Source organism: Halobacillus faecis (assembly GCF_007991335.1).
Classification (GTDB): domain Bacteria; phylum Bacillota; class Bacilli; order Bacillales; family Halobacillaceae; genus Halobacillus; species Halobacillus faecis.
In genome coordinates this window covers 1-16,945 of the sequence record NZ_BJYD01000002.1, presented here as the reverse complement: position 1 = coordinate 16,945, position 16,945 = coordinate 1, and the positions used below count along the sequence as shown (strand labels likewise).

The 16,945-nt window shown below is 42.6% G+C and carries 18 protein-coding genes and 2 other annotated features; of the genes, 3 read left to right on the top strand and 15 right to left on the bottom strand.

The genetic code is table 11. From position 1 onward, the window contains the following. Positions 1-467: 467 nt before the first annotated feature. The 5 genes from HFA01_RS00590 to zapA form a co-directional block, all read right to left on the bottom strand. Positions 468-875: a DUF350 domain-containing protein gene (locus tag HFA01_RS00590; protein ID WP_146812628.1), complete on the bottom strand. Its 408-nt coding sequence runs from the start codon at positions 873-875 to the stop codon at positions 468-470. A gap of 23 nt (positions 876-898) precedes the next feature. Then, positions 899-3,244: an endonuclease MutS2 gene (locus tag HFA01_RS00585; RefSeq protein WP_146812627.1), complete on the bottom strand. Its 2,346-nt coding sequence runs from the start codon at positions 3,242-3,244 to the stop codon at positions 899-901. Between the two features lie 18 nt (positions 3,245-3,262). Then, positions 3,263-4,984 carry a DNA polymerase/3'-5' exonuclease PolX gene (gene polX, locus HFA01_RS00580; RefSeq protein WP_146812626.1) on the bottom strand — a complete coding sequence of 574 codons (1,722 nt, stop codon included), beginning with the start codon at positions 4,982-4,984 and terminating at the stop codon, positions 3,263-3,265. A 104-nt stretch (positions 4,985-5,088) separates the two neighbouring features. Continuing rightward, positions 5,089-5,631, bottom strand: coding sequence for a CvpA family protein (locus tag HFA01_RS00575; RefSeq protein WP_146812625.1), 543 nt, complete (start codon positions 5,629-5,631; stop codon positions 5,089-5,091). 1 nt (position 5,632) lies between these two features. After that, positions 5,633-5,917: a cell division protein ZapA gene (gene zapA, locus HFA01_RS00570; RefSeq protein ID WP_089650576.1), complete on the bottom strand. Its 285-nt coding sequence runs from the start codon at positions 5,915-5,917 to the stop codon at positions 5,633-5,635. 147 nt (positions 5,918-6,064) lie between these two features. On the opposite strand from zapA, the gene rnhC reads away from it, so the two are divergent. Next, the gene (rnhC, locus tag HFA01_RS00565) at positions 6,065-7,000 is read left to right on the top strand and encodes a ribonuclease HIII (protein WP_146812624.1); all 936 of its coding nucleotides are present in this window, start codon (positions 6,065-6,067) and stop codon (positions 6,998-7,000) included. Between the two features lie 67 nt (positions 7,001-7,067). On the opposite strand, the gene pheT is transcribed toward rnhC, so the two are convergent. From pheT to HFA01_RS00550, 3 genes are all read right to left on the bottom strand, one after another. Beyond that, complete coding sequence (gene pheT, locus HFA01_RS00560; RefSeq protein ID WP_146812623.1) at positions 7,068-9,494, bottom strand: phenylalanine--tRNA ligase subunit beta; 2,427 nt, start codon at positions 9,492-9,494, stop codon at positions 7,068-7,070. Between the two features lie 15 nt (positions 9,495-9,509). After that, on the bottom strand, positions 9,510-10,544 hold the full coding sequence (gene pheS / locus HFA01_RS00555) for a phenylalanine--tRNA ligase subunit alpha (RefSeq protein ID WP_146812622.1): 1,035 nt from the start codon (positions 10,542-10,544) through the stop codon (positions 9,510-9,512). Between the two features lie 102 nt (positions 10,545-10,646). Beyond that, positions 10,647-10,862, bottom strand: a binding site (T-box leader). A gap of 57 nt (positions 10,863-10,919) precedes the next feature. Continuing rightward, positions 10,920-11,654 carry a TrmH family RNA methyltransferase gene (locus HFA01_RS00550; RefSeq protein ID WP_146812621.1) on the bottom strand — a complete coding sequence of 245 codons (735 nt, stop codon included), beginning with the start codon at positions 11,652-11,654 and terminating at the stop codon, positions 10,920-10,922. A 115-nt stretch (positions 11,655-11,769) separates the two neighbouring features. Here HFA01_RS00550 and sspI point away from each other — a divergent pair, with 115 nt between their 5' ends. Further along, the gene (gene sspI, locus HFA01_RS00545) at positions 11,770-11,985 is read left to right on the top strand and encodes a small acid-soluble spore protein SspI (RefSeq protein WP_035509556.1); all 216 of its coding nucleotides are present in this window, start codon (positions 11,770-11,772) and stop codon (positions 11,983-11,985) included. A gap of 43 nt (positions 11,986-12,028) precedes the next feature. On the opposite strand, the gene HFA01_RS00540 is transcribed toward sspI, so the two are convergent. Next, complete coding sequence (locus HFA01_RS00540) at positions 12,029-13,114, bottom strand: M42 family metallopeptidase (RefSeq protein ID WP_089650571.1); 1,086 nt, start codon at positions 13,112-13,114, stop codon at positions 12,029-12,031. A gap of 83 nt (positions 13,115-13,197) precedes the next feature. Further along, on the bottom strand, positions 13,198-13,680 hold the full coding sequence (locus HFA01_RS00535) for a dUTP diphosphatase (RefSeq protein WP_146812620.1): 483 nt from the start codon (positions 13,678-13,680) through the stop codon (positions 13,198-13,200). A 269-nt stretch (positions 13,681-13,949) separates the two neighbouring features. Between HFA01_RS00535 and HFA01_RS00530 the strand changes: the two genes are divergently transcribed. Continuing rightward, on the top strand, positions 13,950-14,375 hold the full coding sequence (locus tag HFA01_RS00530) for a sigma-w pathway protein ysdB (RefSeq protein WP_146812619.1): 426 nt from the start codon (positions 13,950-13,952) through the stop codon (positions 14,373-14,375). A gap of 9 nt (positions 14,376-14,384) precedes the next feature. On the opposite strand, the gene HFA01_RS00525 is transcribed toward HFA01_RS00530, so the two are convergent. The 5 genes from HFA01_RS00525 to infC all read right to left on the bottom strand — a co-directional run bounded on the left by HFA01_RS00525 (position 14,385) and on the right by infC (position 16,551). Next, the gene (locus HFA01_RS00525; RefSeq protein ID WP_146812618.1) at positions 14,385-14,957 is read right to left on the bottom strand and encodes a TVP38/TMEM64 family protein; all 573 of its coding nucleotides are present in this window, start codon (positions 14,955-14,957) and stop codon (positions 14,385-14,387) included. A 38-nt stretch (positions 14,958-14,995) separates the two neighbouring features. Further along, complete coding sequence (locus HFA01_RS00520) at positions 14,996-15,277, bottom strand: DUF1294 domain-containing protein (protein WP_371860295.1); 282 nt, start codon at positions 15,275-15,277, stop codon at positions 14,996-14,998. Between the two features lie 153 nt (positions 15,278-15,430). Next, complete coding sequence (rplT, locus tag HFA01_RS00515) at positions 15,431-15,787, bottom strand: 50S ribosomal protein L20 (protein ID WP_089650567.1); 357 nt, start codon at positions 15,785-15,787, stop codon at positions 15,431-15,433. A gap of 30 nt (positions 15,788-15,817) precedes the next feature. After that, the gene (rpmI, locus tag HFA01_RS00510) at positions 15,818-16,015 is read right to left on the bottom strand and encodes a 50S ribosomal protein L35 (protein ID WP_079479460.1); all 198 of its coding nucleotides are present in this window, start codon (positions 16,013-16,015) and stop codon (positions 15,818-15,820) included. A 32-nt stretch (positions 16,016-16,047) separates the two neighbouring features. Beyond that, complete coding sequence (gene infC / locus HFA01_RS00505; protein ID WP_146812617.1) at positions 16,048-16,551, bottom strand: translation initiation factor IF-3; 504 nt, start codon at positions 16,549-16,551, stop codon at positions 16,048-16,050. 82 nt (positions 16,552-16,633) lie between these two features. Then, positions 16,634-16,757: a sequence feature (ribosomal protein L20 leader region), on the bottom strand. Between the last annotated feature and the right edge of the window lie 188 nt (positions 16,758-16,945).

Genomic DNA, 16,945 nt, shown 5'->3' with positions numbered 1-16,945 from the left:
TATGAATACAAAAAGCATGTTATAGAGCGCTTTATGACTATAGATCATGATTTGTTACAGATTCTTATACTCGGTAAGGGGTTCGTTTCACGCATATATCGAATGGGGTGGTTGGGAAGCTGCGAGACTCCCGTGGGGGAAAGGAGATAGGCAAGATCCCGCAGGGCGGTAGCCCGAGGAAGCTCGCCACTCCCCCACAGGAAAGCGAGTAGCTTCCCAACCACCCCTGGCGCTCAACCCGGGCAACGAACCCCTGAAAGTCTCGAAACTGAGTCTTTAAGAATCCTGCCATATACTTTAATATCTATTACAACATTAACATAAAAAATAAGAAGCCCGATTATAATCGAGCTTCTTGGTTGATGATGAATCCTATACTTATATGATAAAAAACAGGATGCCGACGATGAGAAAGGCCGCGGCAACGACCATTAATATTTTGGCTAAGGTTTCCACTGTCTCTCTCCTTAAATGATATTCGCTCCAATCACATACGAAAGGCCGATGGAAATGATCAAGGAAATAAATCCAACGGCACGGTTGTCATTTGCAATTTCCTCATCAATTTTAAAAGATGGGGTTAAGAATTCAAAAATGAAATAACCGCAAAGGAGAAGGGCAAAACCATACAAGCCCCACCCCATCGTTTGGGTGAGTGAGTCGTTATGTTCAATTGAAAAACGAAAGATGTTTGCAATTCCAAATAGTTTCCCCCCGGTCGCCATCGCTACAGCAATGTTGCCTTTTTTGATTTCTTCCCAGTTATTATAGGAAGTAACGATTTCAAATATCGCCATAAAAAGAACTAAGCAAAGAACAACAACACTGTAACGAGCGGCGGTTTCCACTAACGTGTATTCCCAAAAATTACTCATTCCTCCGCTCCCTTTTTAATGAATTACCGAAACTCAAGTACGGTCACTCCACTTCCACCTTCATTCATGCCTCCTGCCCGATGGCTGGATATGCTACGGTGATTTTTCGCAAAATTTTGAACGGCTGTCCGAAGAGCGCCCGTCCCCTTTCCGTGGATAATGGATACTCGTGGATAGCCTGCTAACAGAGCGTCATCAATGTATTTTTCTAAACGGTTTAACGCATCTTCATATCGTTCGCCACGTAAATCTAGTTCTGTTTTCACATGGAAGTTCTTCCCTTTGACTGTCGCCATAGGCTTTTCTTTATATGGTTGCTTGGCCTTTACGAATTCAAGTTCTTTCCGTTTGGCTTTTACTTTCATTACACCAACCTGGACCTGGTATTCATTCTTACCTGTCTGTTCCACAATGGTCCCTTGCTGGTTAAGAGTCAGTAGTTTCACTTCATCTCCAGGGTTCAACTCTTTCGACTCTTTCTTAGGTGCTGGAGCTGCTTTCGGTTTCTTTTTCGCTAGTTCAGGCTGCGCCTCGTCAAACATCTTTCGAGCTTCAATCCATTCATGTTCTTTCATTTGTGCCTGTGATTTCATATTTCGGATCTCGCCGACGATTGTTTCCGCTTCTTCTCTGGCCTGTCGAATAGCTTTTTCTGCTTTTTGTTCAGCCTTCTCATATAACTTTTCACGTTGATCTTCGAATTGGTCCCATTTTTGCTTCAATTCATTCCGGAGCTCTTCCGCTTCTGCAAGCAATCGTTCTGCTTCTTCATAATCCTGTTCTGCTCCCCGTTTCGATTCCTCTAATGAAGCAATCATATTTTCAACACTCTGAGAATCCACACCGATATGGCCTTTTGCGGATTCAATCACGGATTCTCTTAAACCTAAGCGTCTGGAAATCTCAAACGCATTGCTTCGACCTGGAACGCCGATCAACAAGCGGTAGGTCGGTTTTAGGGTTTGAATATCAAATTCCACCGAAGCATTGATAACATCGGGACGATTGTAGCCATAAGCTTTCAATTCTGGATAGTGCGTCGTTGCGATGACCCGGGCTTTCCGGTTAACCACTTCATCTAGAATGGACATCGCAAGAGCGGCACCTTCCTGCGGATCCGTTCCAGCACCAAGTTCATCAAACAAGACTAAGGACTGATCGTCCACTTTATCCAAAATGTCTACGATATTGGTCATGTGGGAAGAAAAAGTAGATAAGCTTTGTTCGATGGACTGTTCATCTCCGATGTCTGCATAAACCTCTTTGAATACAGCCATCTCACAGCCATCCAATGCGGGTACCTGTAGGCCGGACTGTGCCATCAGCGTACACAAACCTACGAGTTTGAGAGTAACCGTTTTCCCACCTGTGTTTGGACCAGTTATAACAATGGATGTGTAGTCCGTACCTATTTCAATGTCATTGGGCACGACTTCTTCTTCAGGTATTAGCGGGTGTCTCGCTTGTTTTATATCGATGCGACCTTCGTCATTCATCTTAGGCATGGCTGCTCTCATCTGCTTGCCTAACTTCGCTCTGGCAAACATAAAGTCCATATGCCCTAAGCCATTGACGTTTTCATATAAGGGTTCATGGTTTTCCGCAATCGCATCGGAAAGTTCTTTCAAGATTTTCTCAATCTCATTTTTTTCTTGGACACGGGCTTCCTGCAGCTGGTTATTCAAATCAACGACCGTTTGAGGCTCTATGAACAATGTAGCCCCAGAAGATGATTGATCATGGACAATCCCGCCTATGGATCCTCGATATTCTTGTTTAACAGGAAGAACATACCGTTCATTTCTTATGGTCACAATCGCATCGGAAAGCATTTTGGATTTAGATTTTGTAAAAGACTCCATTTTGTCCCTTACCCGGCTTTCATAAGTACGGATTTTTGAACGAATGAACCTCAATTTTTCAGATGCCCCGTCCATAACTCCTCCATGGTCATCAATACAGTTTCTGATTTCACTCTCCAGTTCTCTTAATGGAGCAATTTTAGAAACCATATCTCTTAAAATCGGCATTTCCGGTTCTTCCATGTCTTCAATGAAACGCTTCAGTTGTCTTCCACCATAGATCGTACTGGCAACATCTAAACATTCGAGAGCGCTCAAAGTACCGCCGATTGTGGTTCGCTTCAAGCTTGGTTTGATATCAAAAATACCACCAAGTGGGACATGGCCTTTCAAACGCAGCACTTGTCCAGCTTCATCCGTTTCCATTTGCAAGTGGCGAACCTCTTCCAAATCAGAAGATGGTTTCAAGGCGGCTGTTTTTTCTTTACCCAAGGAAGATGCTGCTTGTTCGTTCAATTGTTCTATAATTTTTTTGAATTCTAGTACATGAAGGATGCGTTGATTCATGTGTAACCGTCTCCTTTATTACTCCTTATGGATCTTGAACTTATCCATCAACTGTTCTTTCGTCCACGTATTAATGACTGAATCTTTTCTCAGCCACCCTTTTCGAGCTGCTCCAACTCCTATTTTCATATGCTCCAACATTGGATAACTGTGAGCATCCGTATTAACAGCAATGTTCACGCCCTCTTCCTGAGCTCTCATCAACCATTCCCAACTCAAGTCCAGCCGGTTGGGGTTCGCGTTGAGTTCAAGGATGGTCCCTGTTCGCTTCGCTCCTTCAATCAATGCTTCTAGGTCCACGTCATAGCCTTCACGTCGGCCGATTAAGCGTCCGGTCGGATGAGCGATCATATGGACATGAGGGTTTTCGAGGGCATTGGTCAACCTGTCCATAATTTGTTCCTGTGATTGCTGAAAGCTTGAGTGGATGGATGCGATGACAAAGTCCATTTCCTTTAGGAACTCATCATTAAAATCCAGAGATCCATCTGGAAGAATGTCCATTTCAATACCAGCAAAGATATGGAAATCTTCCATTTCTGCATTCACCTTTTCAATCTCTTTCCTTTGCAGGCGTAACCGTTCCTCATTCAAGCCGTTTGCTACACGCAAGTATTTTGAGTGATCAGTAATGGCGATGTAGTCATACCCTTTCGCTTTTGCTTTCTCTGCCATTTCTTTGATGGACTGAGCTCCATCGCTCCAAGTCGAGTGCATATGAAGATCCCCGCGAATATCATTCAATTCCACGAGTTCGATAGGTTCTTTGAATTTCTCTACTTCCCCATAATTTTCTCTAACTTCAGGGGGAATGAAATGAAGACCGAAGTGTTGGAAAAATTCTTCTTCCGTTTCAAACGTTTGGACTTCTCCCGTTTCCACTTTTTCAATCCCATACTCACTGATTTTTTCATCGTTCTCTTTTGCCAGTTGTCTCATAGCTACATTATGGTCTTTGGATCCAGTGAAATGGTGTAAAGTCGTAGCAAATTCTTCTGGTGCTACAATACGGAAATCAATGCCTATATCATAGCCCTCATTGACAACTATAGAAACTTTCGTCTCACCGGAGGCAATAACCTCTTTAATATCTGGATAAGCCAATAACTCATCTCGAGTTTCAACAGCATGTTCAGAAGCAATGATGAAATCTAAGTCTTTAATCGTCTCACGCATTCTCCTTAAACTTCCCGCCCTTGAAAAGCGCGTGAATGTTTTCCCTTGTTCCAAAAAACGCTCAATTTTCTCAGCTAATGGAAGCATGACAGCAATCGGTAGACGTTCGGGGCGTGCTCCTGCTTCTTCAATCGCCTTCAACATCTTTTCAGCAGACTTTTTACCGAAACCATCCAGTGCTTCTACTTTTCCAGCCTCCAGAGCTTCCTTCAGCGTCTCTGCATCGGTCACACCTAACTGTTGGTAAAGTTTCGCCAATTTCTTTCCACCGAGACCTGGAAGATCAAGTAACGGGACAAGGCCAGCAGGGACTTCTGCCTGTAATTGTTTCAACGTATCTGATTCCTCGTTTTCCAAGTATTCATCAATGACCGTTGCCGTACCTTTTCCGATTCCTTTCATTTTGGTGAAATCATCGATCTCACTTAATGATCTGTCATCACGCTCTAAGGCTTGGGCAGCCTTACGGTAAGCAGAAATTTTAAAAGGGTTTTCCCCTTTCAATTCTAAGTAAACAGCGATTTTTTCCAACAGTTTAATGACTTGCTTTTTATCGATTGCCATGATTCAACGACTCCTTCACGTTTTATCCTGTTTACAAGCTGAAAAAGAGCCGCCATGATCATAATCATAGCGGCTCTACCTGTACTTTCATCCTAAAGTCTTACTCAGCCAGCTACATGTTCAATCCACAGCGTTTTCAATTGTTCTGAAAAGACTGGTGTGTGTTCGATGATCAGCTGTGCAAGAATCGATCCGTCCAAAGCACTTTGCACTCCAGCAAGAGGTACAAGCGCAGCTATGTACAGCACCACGAATAAGATGACATAATTTTCAATAAAGCCCAAAATTCCACCCAACAATGTGTTCAACGAATGCAGAATCGGCAGTTCCGAAACAAAGTCCAACATGGACGCAATAATATGTAAGATGATTTTGGCTCCAAAAAAGATAATGGCAAAAGCAACAGCGTTATAAAAGGCTTGTTCCAGAGGCAGATTTTCTAAAAAGATCGCCCAGGAAGAATCCTGAGGCAGTTCTGGATATGGGACCCATAACGTAAGTTTCGGAGCAAGGTCATCATAGTAGATGACAGCGAGTACAAAGGCTACAATAAATCCGATAAGATGGAAAAGCTGGAGGATAAAACCTCTTTTCAAACCTGTTATTACACCAATAAACAAAATAAACAATAACAATAAATCAATCATTTTACCCTCTGTCCTCTTTCTCTTTCTTTTCAATATAATTCATAAGTTCTGTACATTCTTCCTTTAATTTCATATATTCATTCATCGTATTCACAGCGGTCAAAACGGCGAGCTTTGCCGTATCCAGGCTTGGATTTGCTTCATGGATCTCTCGCATCTTTTGATCCACCAGACTGGATACCATACGGATATGATGGGGCTCTTCATGACCAACTATAGTGTAAGATCGTTTGTTGATCTCCACTGTAATTCTTTTTTTCTCTTGGTCTGACTGCGACACATTCATACCCCCTAGTTTCTCTCAATCCTAAACTTTATATTAACACGAAGCTTGACAAATAGGAAACCAATACGGATGTTTTTCGCAAATGTTCTCTTTTGCCATCCACTTTGCTATACTAATCCTATCATTTTAGACAGAAAGGAATCCATTATGCCCCAAGTTGTATTGAAATTACCTGCCTCTACACTAGAGAAGATGAAGAAGTATTACGCCTCAAGCCAAAAAAACTGTCCCCCAACGGCACTGTTTGCAGCTAAAACAGCGAACTGTACGATTACAGCCTACAAATCAGGCAAGGTACTTTTCCAAGGTCAGAAACCAGAAGAAGAGGCTGAGAAATGGGGAACCGTTTCTACCATGGCCTCCGGAGGTCCGAACAAAAGCAAGAATAAACACCATGCTTATCATCCAGATCAGGAGCTTTTCGTAAGCTCACATATTGGATCTGATGAAGCGGGGACCGGTGACTATTTTGGCCCCATAACTGTAGCAGCCGCTTTTGTTACAAAAGAACAAATCTCACAATTGAAAGCGATTGGTGTCAAAGATTCAAAAAACCTTTCCGATGCCCAAATTACCAACCTGGCGAAAGATATTGTGGCTATGAAAATTCCATACAGTCTACTAAGGCTGCCAAATAAAAAATACAACCAGTGGCAGAGGAAAGGCTGGAGCCAAGGAAAAATGAAAACCATGCTCCACCATCAAGCCTTGAACCGTCTGCTTGAGAAGATTGCACCTAAAAAACCAGATGGCATATTAATTGACCAATTCTCAGAACCAGATGTGTACAAGAAACACCTGAGAAGTGAAAACCAGCAACTTCAAGAACATGTTTACTTTATGACAAAAGCGGAAAGTTATTCGATAGCTGTCGCAACTGCTTCCATCATTGCAAGGTCTGCTTTTGTAAAAGCGATGAATCAGATGGAATTTGATACAGGTCTTCCGATACCAAAAGGAGCTTCTGGAAAAGTAGATCGTGCTGCAGCGGCTATCATTGAAGCTTACGGTGAAGAAAAGCTGGATGAGTTAGCTAAAGTTCACTTTGCCACCACGGAAAAAGCGAAGAAATTTGTTAAATAATCAGTGTTGCTTATACAAAAAGCTCAGAGTTAAGAAAACTCTGAGCTTTTTTTGTTTATCTTTTGGTTTATCCACGAAGCTCAGCCTGATGCTGATTTTTCACCGCTTCCAGGATAGCATTGTGAGCCTCTTCTACTTCTTGATCCTTCAATGTACGAAGTGGATCCAGGTAAAGCAGACGGAAAGCGAGAGACTTCTTCCCTTCATCTAAATGTTCACCCTGATATAGGTCGAATACTTGAACATCCTTCACTAATGGACTTCCAGCCTCTGCAATCGTCTTCTCAATTGATCCTGCAGTGACATTTTCATCAACGACAAGCGCAATGTCACGTGAAACAGAAGGGTGCCGAGGGATGGTCTGGAATTTCTCTTCTTTCTTATACTCCTCAATGAGCGCTTCCAAATTCACATCAAAGACATAGGTTTCTTTCAATCCAAGCTGTTTTTGAAGCTTCGGATGAACCTGCCCAACGAAGCCGATGACTTCTCCATTGACAGACAGGGTTGCCGTACGTCCTGGGTGCATATGATCCAACTTCGTTTTTTCATAAGTGAAAGGAAGGTCCAGCAGTTCACTTAATCCTTCCAATATACCTTTAGCAACGAAAAAGTCCACTGATTTTTTCTCCTGTTGCCATGCATGTGAGAGCCATTCCCCTGTCAATGCGCCTGATGCACGCAACATTTCCTGCGGCTGTTTCGTTACTTTTTCCTCTTCACTGATAAACACGGTACCCACTTCATAGAAAGCAAGGTTTTCTTGTTTACGTGCCACATTATAGGATAAGGACTCTAACAACTCAGGAACCATGCTCAATCGAAGCGTTCCATGATCTTCACTCATAGGCATAGCTAGAGCGACAGGGCTTACGGATTTTCCTTTCACTTCAGGACTGACAAGCATTTGAGCTTTATCCTTATGAGTAAGGGAATAAGTGATGGTCTCATGAAGTCCTGCACCTTCAAAGTATGCTTTCACTTTACGTTTCAGCAGTTGCTCAAGCGTCAGGCCTCCTGCTTGAGACGCACCTTGTGGAAGCGTGTACGGAAGATTATCGTAGCCATAAATCCGCGCCACTTCTTCTAGCATATCTTCAAAGATTGTAATGTCTCCACGGCGTGTCGGAACAGATACCTGGAACTCATCCCCATTTTGATCATAATTGAACTGAAGACGACGGAAAATGTCAGCGATATCTTCATTAGAAATTTGGGTTCCAAGTCGATTGTTGATGGTGCTCGTGTTTACAGTGACTTGCTTTTCAGAACGGTTCAGTTCGTCATGGGACACGACACCTTCCAAGACCGTTGCTCCTGCATATTTTGCAAGAAGTTCGCAGGCTCTCTTGCCCGCACGTTCTACACGATTTGGATCGACACCTTTTTCAAATCGTGTACTGGACTCACTGCGAAGTCCGTGATCTTTAGAGGCTTCACGTACAACGGATGGGTGGAAAAATGCGGCTTCTAAGATGATTGTCGTTGTATCATCTTGTACTTCAGACTCCGCTCCGCCCATGACACCAGCGATAGCGTGGGCTTTTTCTCCATTCGTAATGACAAGATGATCACTTTTCAGCGTACGCTCCTGATCATCAAGCGTCGTTATCTTCTCTCCATCTTTCGCACGACGTGTAACGATGGTATTCGAGCCAAAGCGATCATAGTCGAAAGCATGAAGGGGCTGACCATACTCCATAAGTACATAGTTCGTAATATCCACCACATTGTTGATTGGACGGATGCCTGCAGCAGTCAGACGGTTGCGCATCCATAGTGGAGATGGCCCCACTTGAACGTCCTTAATAATGAAAGCTCCATAATAAGGGTTCGCCTCTGAGTCATCCACAACAACAGAGACATGGTCTGCTGCTTTTTCTTTGGACGTTTGGACATTTTCATCAGCCAATTCATACGTACCATCGATCGCCGCTGCCACTTCATAGGCTACGCCTGCCATGCTTAGAGCATCCGAACGGTTTGGTGTCAAACCAAGCTCGATGATTAAATCATCAAGATTCAACAAGGATACAGCATTGGCTCCAACTTCCACGTCTTCAGGAAATACAAAAATACCATCCGCGTATTCTTTCGGGACATCTTTTTCATCGACTCCAAGCTCCTGGAGCGAACAGATCATTCCATTCGATTCTTCTCCACGCAGCTTCGTCTTTTTAATTTTACAATTCCCTGGAAGAACCGCTCCCGGAGTCGCTACAGCCACTTTTTGACCTTCAGCAACGTTCGGTGCGCCACAAACAATCTGAAGCGTCTCTTCTCCTACATCCACTTGGCAAAGGTTCAGTTTGTCGGCGTTCGGATGTTGTTCACAAGAACGAACATACCCGACCACAACACCTGTGACCTCCTCTGCTACAGGTTCAACACTTTCCACTTCAATTCCGGTCTTCGTAATGATTTCTGCCAGCTCTTCTGGCGAATAACGACTGACATCAATATATTCTTGCAACCAGTTTAATGATACAAGCATGGTTTTATTCCTCCTTTAAGCCTTGTGATACTGTTCTAAGAATCGAACATCATTCGTGTAGAAGTGACGGATATCATCCACTCCATATTTCAACATGGCGATTCGCTCTGGCCCCATACCGAATGCAAATCCGGAATATTCTTTCGGATCATAGCCTGCCATTTCAAGCACGTTCGGATGAACCATTCCCCCACCGAGAATTTCAATCCAGCCGGTGCCTTTGCATACCGAGCAGCCTTTACCTCCACAAACTTTGCAGGAGATATCCATTTCTACAGATGGCTCTGTGAATGGGAAGAAGCTTGGACGCAGACGGATTTCACGATCCGCTCCGAACATTTGCTTCGCGAAGGCATTCAGCACGCCCTTCAAATCGCTCATTCGGACGTTTTTATCAACTAAAAGACCCTCAATTTGTGTAAATTGGTGAGAGTGCGTAGCATCATCTGTGTCACGACGGTACACTTTACCAGGACAGATCATTTTGACGGGTTCACTGCCATCTTTAGCTCCCATTGTCCGTGCTTGAACAGGAGACGTATGGGTACGCATTAAAAGTTCTTCCGTAACATAGAAAGAATCCTGCATATCCCTAGCCGGGTGGCCTTTCGGAAGATTCAATGCTTCAAAGTTGTAATAATCTGTCTCCACTTCAGGTCCTTCTTTGATTTCAAAGCCCATACCGATGAAGAGGTCTTCAATTTCTTCTACGATGCTCGTCAATAAGTGAGGCCCGCCGACTTTTACAGGACGAGCAGGGAGTGTCACATCAATGCTTTCTTCTTCCAATTGCTTTTCTAGTTCCGCATCCTCAAGCGCTGTTTGCTTGGTCTCAATGGCTTGCGCAATACTTTCACGTACATCATTAGCCAATTGACCGATGACCGGACGCTCTTCTTTAGACAATTTCCCCATTCCTCTAAGAACTTCTGTAATCGGACCTTTTTTCCCTAAGTACTCGACTTTTACATCTTTCAAGCCTTGAACTGAATCCGCCTGTTCAACTTTCGCCAGAGCTTCCTGTTGCAGCTCTTCTAAACGTTCCTTCATGCTTTTTTCCTCCTTTAAATCGTATCGTTCTATTTTCCTTCCTTTTGTTGAAATTCTTAACTGTATGAACGGCAGGAAAATAAAAAAAGCCCCCTCCCTTAGAAAAGGGACGAGACTTGTATGGTCGTTTCGCGGTACCACCCTTGTTGGCACAATGACATGTGCCCACTTTGATGAAAATAACGGATAAAATCCGGGCCTATGGCCAGCTCCAGAGTGAAATTTCGATACCTGCCACGTTAGAAGCACTTCCAGTCCAAGATGCTTCCTCCCTATAACGATCTACATTCATCTACTTTGCTCTATCTAAGCTTTTCACTTTTAAATTTTTATCAACTGAATATATTATAGTCAAAGAAGGTTATGGATGCAACCTCATCCCTTTAAATGATACATAAGAACAGCACCAGCAATCCCTACATTCAGAGACTCCGCCTGTCCATATATCGGAATATAGACCCGTTGATCAGCTTGGGTTAAAAGATTCTCCTGAATCCCCTGTCCTTCATTCCCTACAATGAGCGCAGCTTTAGAAGGAGCTTGCAGTTGTTGAAAAGGAACAGCATCCTTAAGAGCAGAAGCCAGAATCTGAACCCCATCTCTTTTCATTGGTTCTATAAACTCTTCTAGCTCTCCTGAGAGGACAGGGATATGAAAAATGGATCCCTGTGTAGCCCGGATGACTTTATCATTGTAAACATCAACGGTACCTGAACCTAAAATCACCTGGTCGAAACCTGCTGCATCGGCTGTCCGGATCAGTGTACCTACATTCCCAGGATCCTGCACGGAGTCAAGCATTAAAGTTAATGCGGCTTGATCTACAGATGATTCCTTCTGTTTGACGACTGCTGCAATACCTTGAGGTGTTTCAGTTTCTGAAATAGCCTGAAACACAACATCATTCACCATTACCGTAGGAATATCTGTGGGGGTCGAAAAATCCGTTCCTTCACGAACAATCATTTCAACGATTTCCCAATCGCTTTTTAACACCTCTTCTACGAGATGAAAACCTTCTACAATAAAGGTTCCTGTTTGATTTCTATATTTGCGTTTATGTAGTTTTTTCCATTCCTTCACCTTTGTATTTTGTAAGGAAGTTAACATAGTAGTCCCTCATTTACGTGTTTATTTCTCATTCATCATACATAGCAGGACCATGGTTGGTCAAACTAAAGAAGAATATTCGCGAAGTTATGCAGAAAAGGAGGTTGAATGATCCATGAACTTGAACTTAAGAGCAGCGATTCTTTCTAACGTTAGCGGACATAATGCCGAACAATTAGAAGCAACAATCGATGATGCCTTGCAAAAAGGAGAAGAAAAAATGCTTCCCGGCCTTGGTGTTTTTTTTGAAATGTTATGGAAAGAATCCGATGAACAAGAAAGACAAGAAATTCTGGATACTTTAGAGCAGGGATTGAAGCAAAATCAATAATAAAAAGCCAACCTGAAGAAGGTTGGCTTTTTACATCATTGCATTAGTTAAATGTTATTTCCTGCACTTTATCTGCATCAAGGCCTTTTATGACTTCAACAATTAAACGTACCGCATTTTCAAAGTCATCACGGTGAAGCATTGCTGCATGGGAGTGGATGTAGCGTGTTGCGATCGTAATGGACAATGCAGGAACACCATCATGACTTAAATGAATCGCACCAGAGTCCGTTCCACCGCCTGCAAGAGAATCAAATTGGTATGGAATCTCATTGGCATCGGCCGTGTCTGTTACAAAATCCCGAAGACCTTTATGTGAAATCATAGAAGCATCATAAAGGATGATTTGAGGACCTTCGCCCATCTTGCTTGAGGCATCTTTGTCTGACACGCCAGGTGTATCACCAGCAATTCCAACGTCAACACCAAAAGCAATATCCGGGTTAATCACATTCGCAGACGTACGTGCTCCACGAAGACCCACTTCTTCCTGAACGGTTCCAACACCATAGACGATATTCGGATGTTTTTCACCTTTCAACTGCTTCAATACCTCAATAGCGATCGCACAACCAATACGGTTGTCCCAAGCTTTGGCAAGAAGCATTTTCTCGTTTTTCATTTGGGTGAATTCAAAGTACGGAACAACTGAATCTCCTGGTTTCACTCCAAATTCCATCGCTTCTTCTTTGCTTGATGCACCAATATCGATGAACATGTCTTTAATGTCTACCGCTTTTTTCCGTTGCTCCGGAGGCAGGATATGTGGTGGTTTAGATCCAATAACCCCTGTCAAATCTCCATTACGTGTCATAATAGTCACACGCTGGGCAAGCATTACTTGGCTCCACCAGCCTCCGACAGTTTGGAAATAAATATAGCCATTGTCATCAATACGGGTAACCATGAAGCCTACCTCATCCAAGTGACCTGCTACCATAACGCTCGGGCCTTTTTTATTTCCTACCTTTTTCGCGATTAAACTGCCTAAATTATCTGTAAACACTTCATCTGCGTAAGGAGCGATGTACTGCTTCATCACATCACGTGCTTCCCGCTCATTACCAGGAACGCCTTTAGCATCCGTCAAATCCTTTAACATTTGCAGTGTTTCATCTTTTTTAGCCATATGTAATCATTCCTCCTTTTCCTATCCAATGGATATTATATACCTTTTGAAGCGATTTCACAAAAAATTCAGTTTCCTGACCATCAATACCCTTTATCTTGCCGTTCAAAATTGATAGCATTTTTCCTTTCGTACGCTTCAATCAATTCTTTCTCAGTGATTCCTAACGTAAGTCCAAGTATTAAATAATCATAAAAAGCTTTTACATAGGATTGTTCGTCCTTTTCCATCCTCAAATTTTCAATCGAAGAATAGACAGATAGAAAAGCTGTTGTCTGGGAATCGGATTCCACGAGTTCAGTTGATGTATAACGATACTGTAGATCCAAACCTAAAGAAAGGAGGAAATGGACTCCATCCACATACTCTTCCAATATCACAGATTTGTCACTCGGCCCTTTCGTACTCCAAAACTTAAAGCATCTGGTTTCATTTGCGAGCTCCCCTAACTCGACAAGCAGAGCCAATACTTTTTCCTCAACTTTTTGTCCTCTTTCAATCCTGTGCTGCCGTTCTATATAATGATCTAATTTTCGCTGCATATCATACAAACTTGCCCAATTCATGATCGATCTCTCCTTCATACTGCCTTTTTACTGTTCTGCTTATGAGTGAAGTGTCTGGACGCCGGAGCAAGACGAACCTTTTCCCGGTGCCTTAGAACCCTCACGAACATCTTGAAAATGAACACTCCTGCCACATGCTTGAATCATCAGCATAAGCATCAAGCAGAGACATATAAAAAATTTTCTAATTAAATGTATCATTTTTTGAAACAAAAGGATACGTTCATCCGTATGGAAGCAAAAGAACAGTTTACAGGGAGATGAAAGAAATGATCATCCTATTATTCCGGTTGCTCTTACTGATTGCCATAGCCTTCATTATTTATACCGCCTATAAATTCATAGTCAATCCAAAGAGAAAATTAGAGCTTGCCAGAGACAAAAAACAATTTTACTTTCATGATAACAAAGAGAATACAAAAGAGAACTTCTTGATGACGCTAAAAGGACATGTCTTTGAAGGAGAGAAATACTTAGGAACCACAGAGGATTCGTTTGAAGTCATTAACATTAGCGTGAGTGTACACAACCCTGAAAAGTTACAGGGCCTGGACAGAGAAGATCTTTATTTTATGGAAAAAGAAATATTGATTCGATACCCTTATGCTTCCATCGAGTGGAAACATCCAATGAACCGATTAATCATTCAGCCATTAAAGAATCACGATGAAAAAAAGCCTCACTCCTTTGAGTGAGGCTTTCCTTTATGGACTCGTCTGGAAAAAGTCCCTCCATAAAAAAACTTCATATTTTTTGCGTATCAAGAAACATACCCCAATCAAAGCTCCCGAAAAGAGAATCATCATTGGAATGGAAAACAAGGATATCCATTGTCCCACAGACGTATAAACAACGGCCAAAGGCAAGTTTGCAAACAAGGATGATTTCGCATATTCTTTAAAGTCTGCACTGATTTCCAATAAACAGTATGAAAGTAAATGAAAATGAATAAAAGGTACAAGTCTTAAGACTGCGACCTGTTTTACCGTCAAATGAGAGTTCTTATTCAACCATTTTTCTTTTAAGGATCTCAATTTCTTAAAGCCAGAAGGAACGAGCCTGATGGTGCGATAAAACAATAAACTAGAAAGCATTGTACCCACCACCGAATAGGCACTTCCAGCAATCGGACCAAACAAAACGCCACCCGTGATACAAACGAGCATAACAGGTAAAAACAAAAAAGGACGCAATAAATGAATAGCGATAAATAAGAGCGGTGCCCAGGCTTCTTGATGTTCTAACCATGCAAAAATGGCACTTGTTGTTTCGCCCATCTCATCCCCCTCCCTGTCTACATAATATGACAGAGTAGCTAGAGATAGAACCGATGCACCAGGTAGGCCACTCCAGCGATATAGAAGAGGCTTAGGATTGGGAAACCGAGTTTGAAGGAGGTATGTTTCGTTTTATGCCTGAATACACTCATTCCAATCCATCCCCCAAGAGGTCCCCCTGCTAAAGCTATCCCCCACAATTTCTTTTCTTCAATACGCCAGGACCCTCTTTTAGAACGACGTTTATCTACGCCCATCATAATGAAAAGGACCAGGTTGATGACCAGTCCATATATACTAACAAGGATCACAACATCCATAAAAATTCCTCCCCCACTCTAGACCATTTGTAAAATAAACGGCTCAAAAATGAACCTTCCAAAATAATGTACTATGTAAATGACTAAATTTACGAGTATAAAAAAGAGCCATTTCCTACCGATCGGAAATGGCCCTTTATCACTGTCATTTTATTACTTAAGAGCAGATTTAGCTTGCTCTGCTAGGCTTGCGAAACCTTGCTCATCGTTTACAGCAAGATCAGCTAGCATCTTACGGTTAACTTCAACACCTGCAAGCTTCAAACCGTGCATTAGACGGCTGTAAGAAATGTCGTTCAAACGCGCTGCAGCGTTGATACGAGCGATCCATAGCTTACGGAAGTCGCGTTTTTTCTGACGACGGTCACGGTAAGCATACTGACCTGACTTCATTACTTGTTGTTTTGCAGTTTTGAATAGTGCATGTTTTGAACCATAATAACCTTTTGCTAGTTTAAGGACACGGTTACGACGTTGGCGTGTCACTGTTCCACCTTTTACTCGTGGCATGGGAATCCCTCCTATTTAAATCAATCTATATTAGTCGTTTGGAAGCATGTGCTTGATGCGGCGGTAGTCTCCAGCAGAAACTAGTGCATCTTTACGCAACTTACGCTTTTGTTTTGTAGATTTGTTCGCGAACAAGTGGCTAGTGTAAGCGTGAGAACGTTTCACCTTACCTGTTCCAGTCTTTTTAAAGCGTTTTTGAGAACCTTTATGGGTTTTCATTTTTGGCATGTGAATTTCCTCCTTTAACTTGATACAATTCCTTACTTCTCGTTAAGAGGAGCAAGCATTAAGAACATACTACGACCTTCCATTTTAGGCTTGGTCTCAACTTGGGCAATGTCTTTGCACTCTTCCGCCATGCGTTCAAGTACTTTTTGTCCAAGTTCTTTGTGTGTGATCGCACGACCGCGGAAACGGACAGATGCTTTCACTTTGTCACCTTTCTCCAAGAACTTACGTGCGTTACGAAGTTTTGTGTTAAAGTCGTGGTCTTCAATCCCTGGGCTGAGACGAACTTCTTTAACTTTGATGACCGTTTGTTTCTTGCGAGCTTCTTTCTCTTTCTTTTGCTGCTCGAAACGATATTTACCGTAGTCCATCACTCGGCAAACCGGAGGCTTCGCATTTGGTGCCACCATAACAAGGTCAAGATTCGCATTTGCTGCAATATCAAGAGCTTCGTTACGTGATTTAACTCCAAGTTGCTCACCATTCACGTCGATTAGACGAACTTCACGGGCACGGATTTTTTCATTAACGTTCATGTTATCCTTGCTAATATCGAGCCACCTCCAACAAATTTTAGAAAACTTATATGAGATCTGTCATCGACAAGATTTCCTAATGCAAATAAAAAAAGTGTCGGTACACATACTGCACCCACACGACTCCTAATAATCAAAGGAATAAGTGACCTGCCAACTGCGCTGTGCGTCGATCAGGTGAGAAGCGGGTGCTCCTACTTGTCTCTAGATCCGTTCATTCAGTTACCTAAATTATAATAGCATGCCTTATGATGCATGTCAACAACTAAACTCCGCCGACATGACTACTTAAACTAGGATAAGGCATGCACCCACAAAAATCAAGGCTTTTTTAGCTAGCGCCCCAAACCACCTTCTTCAACTAAAGCTCCCTTTTCTTGAAGACTCAGTTTCG

Coding starts and splice junctions, on each gene's coding strand:
- HFA01_RS00530 (WP_146812619.1), top strand. CDS start 13,950: ATGATCATCCTATTATTCCGGTTGCTCTTACTGATTGCCATAGCCTTC.
- rplT (WP_089650567.1), bottom strand. CDS start 15,787: ATGCCACGAGTAAAAGGTGGAACAGTGACACGCCAACGTCGTAACCGT.
- HFA01_RS00590 (WP_146812628.1), bottom strand. CDS start 875: ATGAGTAATTTTTGGGAATACACGTTAGTGGAAACCGCCGCTCGTTAC.
- HFA01_RS00550 (WP_146812621.1), bottom strand. CDS start 11,654: ATGTTAACTTCCTTACAAAATACAAAGGTGAAGGAATGGAAAAAACTA.
- pheT (WP_146812623.1), bottom strand. CDS start 9,494: ATGCTTGTATCATTAAACTGGTTGCAAGAATATATTGATGTCAGTCGT.
- HFA01_RS00575 (WP_146812625.1), bottom strand. CDS start 5,631: ATGATTGATTTATTGTTATTGTTTATTTTGTTTATTGGTGTAATAACA.
- infC (WP_146812617.1), bottom strand. CDS start 16,551: ATGAACGTTAATGAAAAAATCCGTGCCCGTGAAGTTCGTCTAATCGAC.
- HFA01_RS00585 (WP_146812627.1), bottom strand. CDS start 3,244: ATGAATCAACGCATCCTTCATGTACTAGAATTCAAAAAAATTATAGAA.
- HFA01_RS00520 (WP_371860295.1), bottom strand. CDS start 15,277: ATGGATGTTGTGATCCTTGTTAGTATATATGGACTGGTCATCAACCTG.
- zapA (WP_089650576.1), bottom strand. CDS start 5,917: ATGAATGTGTCGCAGTCAGACCAAGAGAAAAAAAGAATTACAGTGGAG.
- rpmI (WP_079479460.1), bottom strand. CDS start 16,015: ATGCCAAAAATGAAAACCCATAAAGGTTCTCAAAAACGCTTTAAAAAG.
- pheS (WP_146812622.1), bottom strand. CDS start 10,544: ATGAAGGAACGTTTAGAAGAGCTGCAACAGGAAGCTCTGGCGAAAGTT.
- HFA01_RS00525 (WP_146812618.1), bottom strand. CDS start 14,957: ATGGGCGAAACAACAAGTGCCATTTTTGCATGGTTAGAACATCAAGAA.
- rnhC (WP_146812624.1), top strand. CDS start 6,065: ATGCCCCAAGTTGTATTGAAATTACCTGCCTCTACACTAGAGAAGATG.
- HFA01_RS00540 (WP_089650571.1), bottom strand. CDS start 13,114: ATGGCTAAAAAAGATGAAACACTGCAAATGTTAAAGGATTTGACGGAT.
- polX (WP_146812626.1), bottom strand. CDS start 4,984: ATGGCAATCGATAAAAAGCAAGTCATTAAACTGTTGGAAAAAATCGCT.
- HFA01_RS00535 (WP_146812620.1), bottom strand. CDS start 13,680: ATGAATTGGGCAAGTTTGTATGATATGCAGCGAAAATTAGATCATTAT.
- sspI (WP_035509556.1), top strand. CDS start 11,770: ATGAACTTGAACTTAAGAGCAGCGATTCTTTCTAACGTTAGCGGACAT.